8 protein-coding genes and 1 pseudogene are annotated in these 6,958 nt (G+C 73.4%); all 9 read right to left on the reverse strand.

Annotation, left to right across the window (positions count from 1 at the left end):
• A pseudogene (locus tag L0B03_RS11680) lies at positions 1-185 on the reverse strand (ribonuclease HII); the annotation flags it as partial.
• Positions 182-985: a signal peptidase I gene (gene lepB / locus L0B03_RS11685; RefSeq protein WP_250445963.1), complete on the reverse strand. Its 804-nt coding sequence runs from the start codon at positions 983-985 to the stop codon at positions 182-184. The gene lepB and the pseudogene L0B03_RS11680, both read right to left, overlap by 4 nt.
• A gap of 109 nt (positions 986-1,094) precedes the next feature.
• Complete coding sequence (gene rplS / locus L0B03_RS11690; RefSeq protein WP_250445965.1) at positions 1,095-1,460, reverse strand: 50S ribosomal protein L19; 366 nt, start codon at positions 1,458-1,460, stop codon at positions 1,095-1,097.
• Positions 1,461-1,609: 149 nt separating this feature from the next.
• On the reverse strand, positions 1,610-2,425 hold the full coding sequence (trmD, locus tag L0B03_RS11695; RefSeq protein WP_250445967.1) for a tRNA (guanosine(37)-N1)-methyltransferase TrmD: 816 nt from the start codon (positions 2,423-2,425) through the stop codon (positions 1,610-1,612).
• A 1-nt stretch (position 2,426) separates the two neighbouring features.
• Positions 2,427-2,978, reverse strand: a complete 552-nt coding sequence (gene rimM / locus L0B03_RS11700; RefSeq protein WP_250445968.1) for a ribosome maturation factor RimM — start codon at positions 2,976-2,978, stop codon at positions 2,427-2,429.
• A gap of 100 nt (positions 2,979-3,078) precedes the next feature.
• On the reverse strand, positions 3,079-3,318 hold the full coding sequence (locus L0B03_RS11705; RefSeq protein ID WP_208055252.1) for an RNA-binding protein: 240 nt from the start codon (positions 3,316-3,318) through the stop codon (positions 3,079-3,081).
• A complete protein-coding gene (gene rpsP / locus L0B03_RS11710) occupies positions 3,318-3,767 on the reverse strand; it encodes a 30S ribosomal protein S16 (protein ID WP_250445971.1) in 450 nt (149 codons plus the stop codon). Before rpsP ends, L0B03_RS11705 begins: the two co-directional genes overlap by 1 nt.
• Positions 3,768-3,960: 193 nt before the next feature.
• Positions 3,961-5,115, reverse strand: a complete 1,155-nt coding sequence (locus tag L0B03_RS11715; protein WP_250445969.1) for an amidohydrolase family protein — start codon at positions 5,113-5,115, stop codon at positions 3,961-3,963.
• 18 nt (positions 5,116-5,133) lie between these two features.
• Positions 5,134-6,753 (reverse strand): signal recognition particle protein, encoded by a 1,620-nt coding sequence (gene ffh, locus L0B03_RS11720; RefSeq protein WP_250445970.1) that lies wholly within the window; start codon positions 6,751-6,753, stop codon positions 5,134-5,136.
• Positions 6,754-6,958: the final 205 nt, after the last annotated feature.

The raw sequence follows: 6,958 nt of genomic DNA on the forward strand, positions 1-6,958 counted from the left end.
GTGAGGAGCTTGGAGTCCGCGACCCCGGGCGGGCAGGCCCGCGTCGTCAGGTCGACCGCGACGACGCCCACGCTCACCGGTCCGGCCAGCGCCCCCCGCCCGACCTCGTCCATACCTGCGACGACCCGCGCGCCGCCCCGCAGCAGGGCGCGCTCGTGGCGCAGGTCGGGACGGCGACGGGTCATGGGACCTCCGCGAAGGTCTCTCCGGGGTTGCGCAGCAGCGTCCAGCGGTCGGCGGGCCAGACCGTCACGAAGGCGACCCCCACGACGTTGTCGAGGGGGACGCTCCCCCCGCCCGGGTCACCCTGCTTGTAGCGCGAGTCCTGGGAGTTCTGCCGGTTGTCGCCCATGACCCACAGGCCGCCCGCGGGCACGGTCACGGAGAACTCCATCTCGCTGGCCTCCGAGCCGGCCGCGAGGTACGGCTCGTCGATCGCGACCCCGTTGACCAGGAGCCGCCCGTCGGCGTCGCAGCACTCGACCGTGTCCTCGGGCAGGGCGACGACCCGCTTGATGAGGTGCTCCCCGGAGTCCTGGGGCAGCAGGCCGATGAAGGTCAACCCCTCGGTGAGCGCCTCGCGCCACGCCGGCTGGGGGGTGGTGGGCTGGGTGGGGAGCCAGCCTCCCGGGTCCTTGAAGACGACGACGTCGCCGCGGTTCACGTCGAGGGGTCCCGGCGCGAGCTTGGTCACGAGCACCCGGTCACCGATCGCGAGGGTGTCCTCCATCGAGCTGCTCGGGATGAAGAAGGCCTGCACCAGGAAGGTCTTGATGATCAGGGAGAGCACGAGGGCGCTCACGACGATCACGAAGGACTCCCGCAACCAGGCCCCTGCTCCCCCGCTCGGGCGGCTCCGCCCGTGGCGTGCCGGCGCCCGGTGCTCCCGTTCGGTGCCCTCCGCCGCGGTGGGGCCGGGCAGAACCGGCTCGTGCGCACCGCCGAGACCAGGGGTCGGGGCCGGGGTGCTGGAGGGGCTCGTCACGGGACAACTCTGCCATGCCCGAAGCGCCAGCCCCGTGCAGGCCCGGCCCGGGGACGACGACGGGCGGCCACCCGGAGGTGACCGCCCGTCTGCCGAGACGTCGAGCTGCTCAGCCCTTCTTGGGGGCAGGCGTCTCGCGCTTCTCCTTGATCTTGGCCTTCTTGCCGCGGAGCTTGCGGAGGTAGTAGAGCTTCGCGCGGCGGACGTCACCGCGGGTCACGACCTCGATGGAGTCCAGGGTCGGGGAGTGCACCGGGAAGGTGCGCTCGACACCCACGCCGAAGCTGACCTTACGGATGGTGAAGGTCTCGCGGACGCCGCCGCCCTGCCGGGCGATCACGACGCCCTGGAAGGCCTGCACGCGAGAGCGGCTGCCCTCGACGACGTTGACGTTCACCTTCAGGGTGTCCCCGGGACGGAAGTCCGGGACGTCCGAGCGCAGCGATGCTGCGTCGACCGAGTCCAAAATGTGCATGGTGGTCACTTCCCCGCCCTGCCACAGGTCAGGCGCGTCATCACGGGCAGCAGAGCTGCCTCGCCGGATCGGGTACGGGTGCGTCAACGCTCGAGAGCTGCCGTGACCGCCTCCCCTGTGGCAGAGACGCGGCGACGCACACCAGCAGGTCAGTCTGCCACACGCCCGGGCGGACCGACGACGCGCAGGCCGTCGTCGCCGACCTCCCAGCCCAGCTCGGCCAGCCGGTCGCGGTCGCGGCGGTCGAGGTCCTCGACGGCCAGCCGCTCGATCAGGTCGGGACGTCGCCGCGCCGTCCGCTCCAGGGCCTGGTCCCGGCGCCAGCGCTCGATCCGCGCGTGATGCCCCGAGAGCAGCACCTCGGGGACCTCGTGCCCGCGCCACTCCGGCGGCCGCGTGTACACCGGGTACTCGAGGGTGCCCGCGGCCCCGTGCGACTCCTCCACGAGCGAGGCGGGGTTGCCCACCATCCCCGGCAGCAACCGCGCCACGGCCTCGACCAGGACCAGGGCGGCGACCTCGCCGCCGTTGAGCACGTAGTCACCCAGCGAGAGCTCGGTCACGGCCGTTCCACGACCGCGGTAGTGCTCGGCGACCCGGGCGTCGATCCCCTCGTAGCGCCCGCAGGCCACCACGAGGTGCGGTACGGCCGCCAGCCGCTCGGCCATGCGCTGGTCCAGGGGGGTGCCCGACGGGGTCGGGACCACGAGCTCGACATCTCCGGGATGCCCCTGCTCGCCGTCGAGCACCGTGTCGAGGGCCTCCCCCCAGACGTCGGGGCGCATGACCATCCCCGCTCCCCCGCCGAGGGGGCTGTCGTCGACCGTGCGGTGGCGGTCGTGCGCCCAGTCCCGCAGGTCGTGCACCCGCAGGTCGAGGAGCCCGGTCCGGCGGGCCTTGCCCACGAGGGACAGCTCGAGCGGCGCGAGGTACTCGGGGAAGATCGAGACGACGTCGATCCGCACGTCAGCCCTCGTCCGTCGGATCGGTCCCGGGCCGCGCCTCCTCGGCCGGTCCGTCGGCTGCGAGCAGGCCCTGGGGCGGGTCGAGCACGACGCGCCCCCCGGGGACGTCGACCACCGGGACGATGGCCCGCACGAACGGGACCAGCGTGCGCTGGCCGCCCGGCTCGAGGACCACGAGCGCGTCCTGCGCCGGGAGGTGCTCGAGCCCGACGACCTCCCCGACGACCGTGCCGTCAGCCCGTTCGGCCCGCAGCCCCGCGAGCTCGTGGGGGTACCAGGCGTCCTCCTCGTCGGACTCCTCGACCTCGACGACGAGCTCGACCCCGCGCAGGGCCTCGGCCGCCGAGCGGTCCTCGACCTGCGCGAAGGACACGTACCAACGGCCCGACAGGTCCCGGGTGCGCTCGACGGTCAGCGGGCCGGCGGAGGCCGGTCGGGTGCGGAGCACAGCCCCGACGGCGAAGCGCTCGGCCGGGGTGTCGGTCCGCACGTCCAGGCCGACCTCCCCGCGCAGGCCGTGCGCGCGGCCGACGGTGGCGACGGTGAGCTCCATGAGGTCCTCTCGAGGTCCCGGGGCACCGGGGGTCTGGGGTGGGGTGGACGACGAAGGCCCGGGCCCCAGGGTAGGGGACCGGGCCTTCGAGGGGTCGTGCTCAGCGGCGGTCGACGTCCACGACGTCGACCCGCACCGAGCCGTCCGGGGACATCGCGTTGACCACGGTGCGCAGGGCACGTGCGGTCCGGCCGCTGCGGCCGATCACCCTGCCGAGGTCCTCGGGGTGGACCCGGACCTCGAGGAGCTCCCCGCGACGCAGCGAGCGCGCACTCACCTGGACGTCGTCCGGGTGGTCCACGATGCCGCGGACGAGGTGCTCCAGGGCGTCGGCGAGCATCAGGCCTGCTCCTCCGCGGAGTCGTCGGACTCGGCGGCGGGCTTGGCGGCCTCGGCCTTGTCAGCGGCAGCCTTCTGCTCCGACGCCTTGGCCTTGGCCTTCTCGGCGGCCTCGGCAGCTGCGGCGATCGCCGCAGCGGCACCGGCCTCGCCCGAGGACTCCTTGACCCGCAGGGTGCCCTCGGTGCCCGGGAGACCCTTGAACTTCTGCCAGTCGCCCGTGATCTTGAGCAGGGCGGTGACCTGCTCGGAGGGCTGTGCACCGACACCGAGCCAGTACTGGGCCCGGTCCGAGTCGATCTCGATGAACGAGGGCTCCTCGGTGGGGTGGTACTTGCCGATCTCCTCGATCGCACGACCGTCACGCTTGGTGCGCGAGTCGGCGACGACGATGCGGTAGTACGGCGCTCGGATCTTGCCGAGGCGCTTCAGACGGATCTTGACGGCCACTGTGGTGGTCTCTCCTGGTTCTGCTGGGGTGGTCACCGCGCCCCGTCCTGTGGGGTAGGCGAGGCTAGGCGACCTGAGGACACGGCGTCGTCCGGGTAGAGGGGCCGAGCGCGCCGGGTACAGCGGGTCATTCTGCCAGATCCTCGGAGCTGCGTCGCACCACCTTCCGCACGGCCCGTTCAGGGCCGGTCGCTCACGCCCCTGGTCCCGCGACGAGGGCGCCGCCGAGCACCACGGCCATGGGCTGCTCGAGCACGGTGACGTCGCCGCGAGGATCCCGCGGGTAGACCACCAGGTCGGCCGGAGCCCCCTCCACGAGGGCCTGCACGCCGAGGTACTCCCGGGCCCGCCAGCTGGCCATCGCCACCACCTCGGCGGCCGGGATGCCCGCCGCGACCAGCTCGGCGGCCTCGGCCGGGAGCCGCCCGTGGGCGATCGTGCCGCCCGCGTCCGTCCCGACGAGGAGCCTCACCCCCGCCTCGTGGAGGGCGCGGACGTGCTCGTGACGCCGCTCGTGAAGGGCGCGCATCCGCGCTGCGAAGCGCGGGTACCGGGGATCTGCCTGGCTCGCGATCTCCGCGAACCTCTCCACCTGGAGCAGCGTCGGCACGACCGGCACCCCACGGCGAGCCACCTCGGCCGTGAGCTCGGGAGTCAGCCCGGTGCCGTGCTCGAGGCAGTCCACGCCGGCCTCGAGGAGGGCCGGCAGAGCCTCGGTCGAGAAGACGTGCGCGGTCACGCGAGCACCGGCCTCGTGGGCGGCAGCGACCGCCTCGGCCAGGAGGGCGTCGGGCCAGAGCGGACGCAGGTCCCCCTCGGGGCCCAGGTCGCGGTCGATCCAGTCGGCGACGAGCTTGACCCACCCGTCACCGCGACGGGCCTCCTCGGCTGCCGCGGCAGGCAGGTCCCGGACGTCCCGGAGCTCTCGGCCGTAGTGCCGCAGGTAGCGCTTGGGGCGGGCCAGGTGCCGGCCGGCCCGCAGCAGCCGGGGGAGGTCCGCACGCCCGTCGATCCAGCGCGTGTCCGCAGGAGATCCCGCGTCGCGCACGAGGAGGGTCCCGGCGTCGCGGTCCGCCAGGGCCTGCTCCTCGGCGGTCGCCCGGTCCACCGGACCCGACTCCCCCAGACCGATGTGGCAGTGCATGTCGACGAGCCCGGGGACCGCCCAGCCCTCGAGGACCTCGGGGGCTGCTGCGCGCCGGCCCCGGGGCGGCTCGAAGGTGACGCGCCCGTCGACGACCCAGAGGTCCTCGGTCTCGCTGCCGTCCCCGAGCAGGACTCGACCACGGACGTGCAGCGGCGGCCCGCCCGCGGGGTCGGCCTCAGGTCGTGGTTCGCGCACTGTCATCACCAGGAGACGTCGGGGTCAGCGGCCGAGGAACTTCTCGAACCCTGGGGGCAGGTCGAGGGCTGCGGGGTCCGGCTCGGCAGGCTGACCGCCCCCGAGACCGAAGGCCGATCCGGCCGGTCCCGCAGGAGCCTGGCCAGCCGCGCGCGAGGCCGCCTCCTTCTCCTGCTGAGCCCGCTTGGCCGGGTTGCCCGACTTGCCCTTGCGACCCTTCTTGGGCTGCGGGGCGGAGCGGCCCCGGGACTTCTTGCCTCCCATGCCGGGCAGCGAGCCCATGCCGGGCGGCATCCCCGGCACTCCCCCGCCCCGGGCCATCTGCTTCATCATCTTCTGCGCCCCGGCGAACCGCTCGAGGAGCTGGTTCACGTCGGTCGCGGTCGTGCCTGAGCCCCGCGCGATGCGGGCGCGTCGCGAGCCGTTGATGATCTTGGGGCTCTGACGCTCGGCGGGCGTCATCGATCGGACGATGGCCTCGATGCGGTCGACCTCGCGCTCGTCGAAGTTCTCGATGGCCTCCCGCATCTGGCCCATCCCCGGCATCATGCCGAGCATCTTCTTCATCGAGCCCATCTGCTTGAGGCCCTGCATCTGGGTGAGGAAGTCCTCGAGGGTGAAGTCCTCACCGCTCGCGAGCTTGCCCGCCATGGCCTCGGTCTGCTCGGCGTCGAAGGCGCGCTCAGCCTGCTCGATGAGGGACAGCACGTCGCCCATGTCGAGGATGCGCGAAGCCATCCGGTCCGGGTGGAAGACCTCGAAGTCGGTCAGCTTCTCACCGGTCGAGGCGAACATGATCGGGCGCCCCGTCACGCTCGCGACCGAGAGGGCCGCCCCACCGCGGGCGTCGCCGTCGAGCTTGGACAGCACGACGCCCGTGAACCCGACGCCGTCGGCGAAGGCCTGCGCGGTGACCACCGCGTCCTGGCCGATCATCGCGTCGATCACGAAGAGGATCTCGTCGGGCTGGACGGCGTCGCGGATGTCCGCGGCCTGCTGCATCATCTCCGCGTCGACGCCGAGACGTCCTGCGGTGTCGACGATCAGCACGTCGTGCTGGCGGGTCCGGGCGGTGGCGAGGCCCTCGCGTGCCACGGCGACCGGATCCGCCGCCGGGGCGATCTCGACCCCGCCCTCGCTACTCTCCTGGGCGCCAGGGTGGGGTGCGAAGACCGGCACGCCGGCCCGCTCACCGACCACCTGCAGCTGGGTCACCGCGTTGGGGCGCTGGAGGTCGGCGGCGACCAGCAGCGGGGTGTGCCCCTGCTCACGCAGGTGCCGGGCCAGCTTGCCCGCGAGGGTGGTCTTGCCCGCGCCCTGCAGACCCGCGAGCAGGATCACCGTGGGCGGGGTCTTGGCGAAAGCCAGCGGGCGCTGCTCCCCGCCGAGGACGGTGACGAGCTCCTCGTTGACGATCTTCACGACCTGCTGGGCAGGGTTGAGCGCCCCCGAGACCTCGACCGAGAGGGCGCGCTCACGGACCCGACCCGTGAAGCCACGGACCACGCTCACCGCGACGTCGGCGTCGAGCAGGGCGCGGCGGATCTCACGCACAGTGGCGTCGATGTCCGCCTCGGACAGGCGACCGCGGCTGCGCAGGTTCTTGAAGGTCGCGGTCAGACGGTCGGACAGCGTGGCGAACACGAAAGGGACCTCACCAGGCGCTAGGCGTGCAGGGGCGCTCCAGCCTACCCGTCGCGTCCCTGGTCCCCCGGCACGCCGTCCTCCTCGGCCGCAGGCCGGACCGTGCCGTCCACGGCCGGACGCGGGGTCGGCACCTCACCCCGCGGGGCTGCCGACCCCTCCTCGAGGGCGCGCCGGGCGCGGCCGGTGAGGTCGTCGACGAGCC

The sequence above is a fragment of the Actinotalea sp. C106 genome (assembly GCF_023630195.1).
Classification (GTDB): Bacteria; Actinomycetota; Actinomycetes; order Actinomycetales; family Cellulomonadaceae; genus Actinotalea.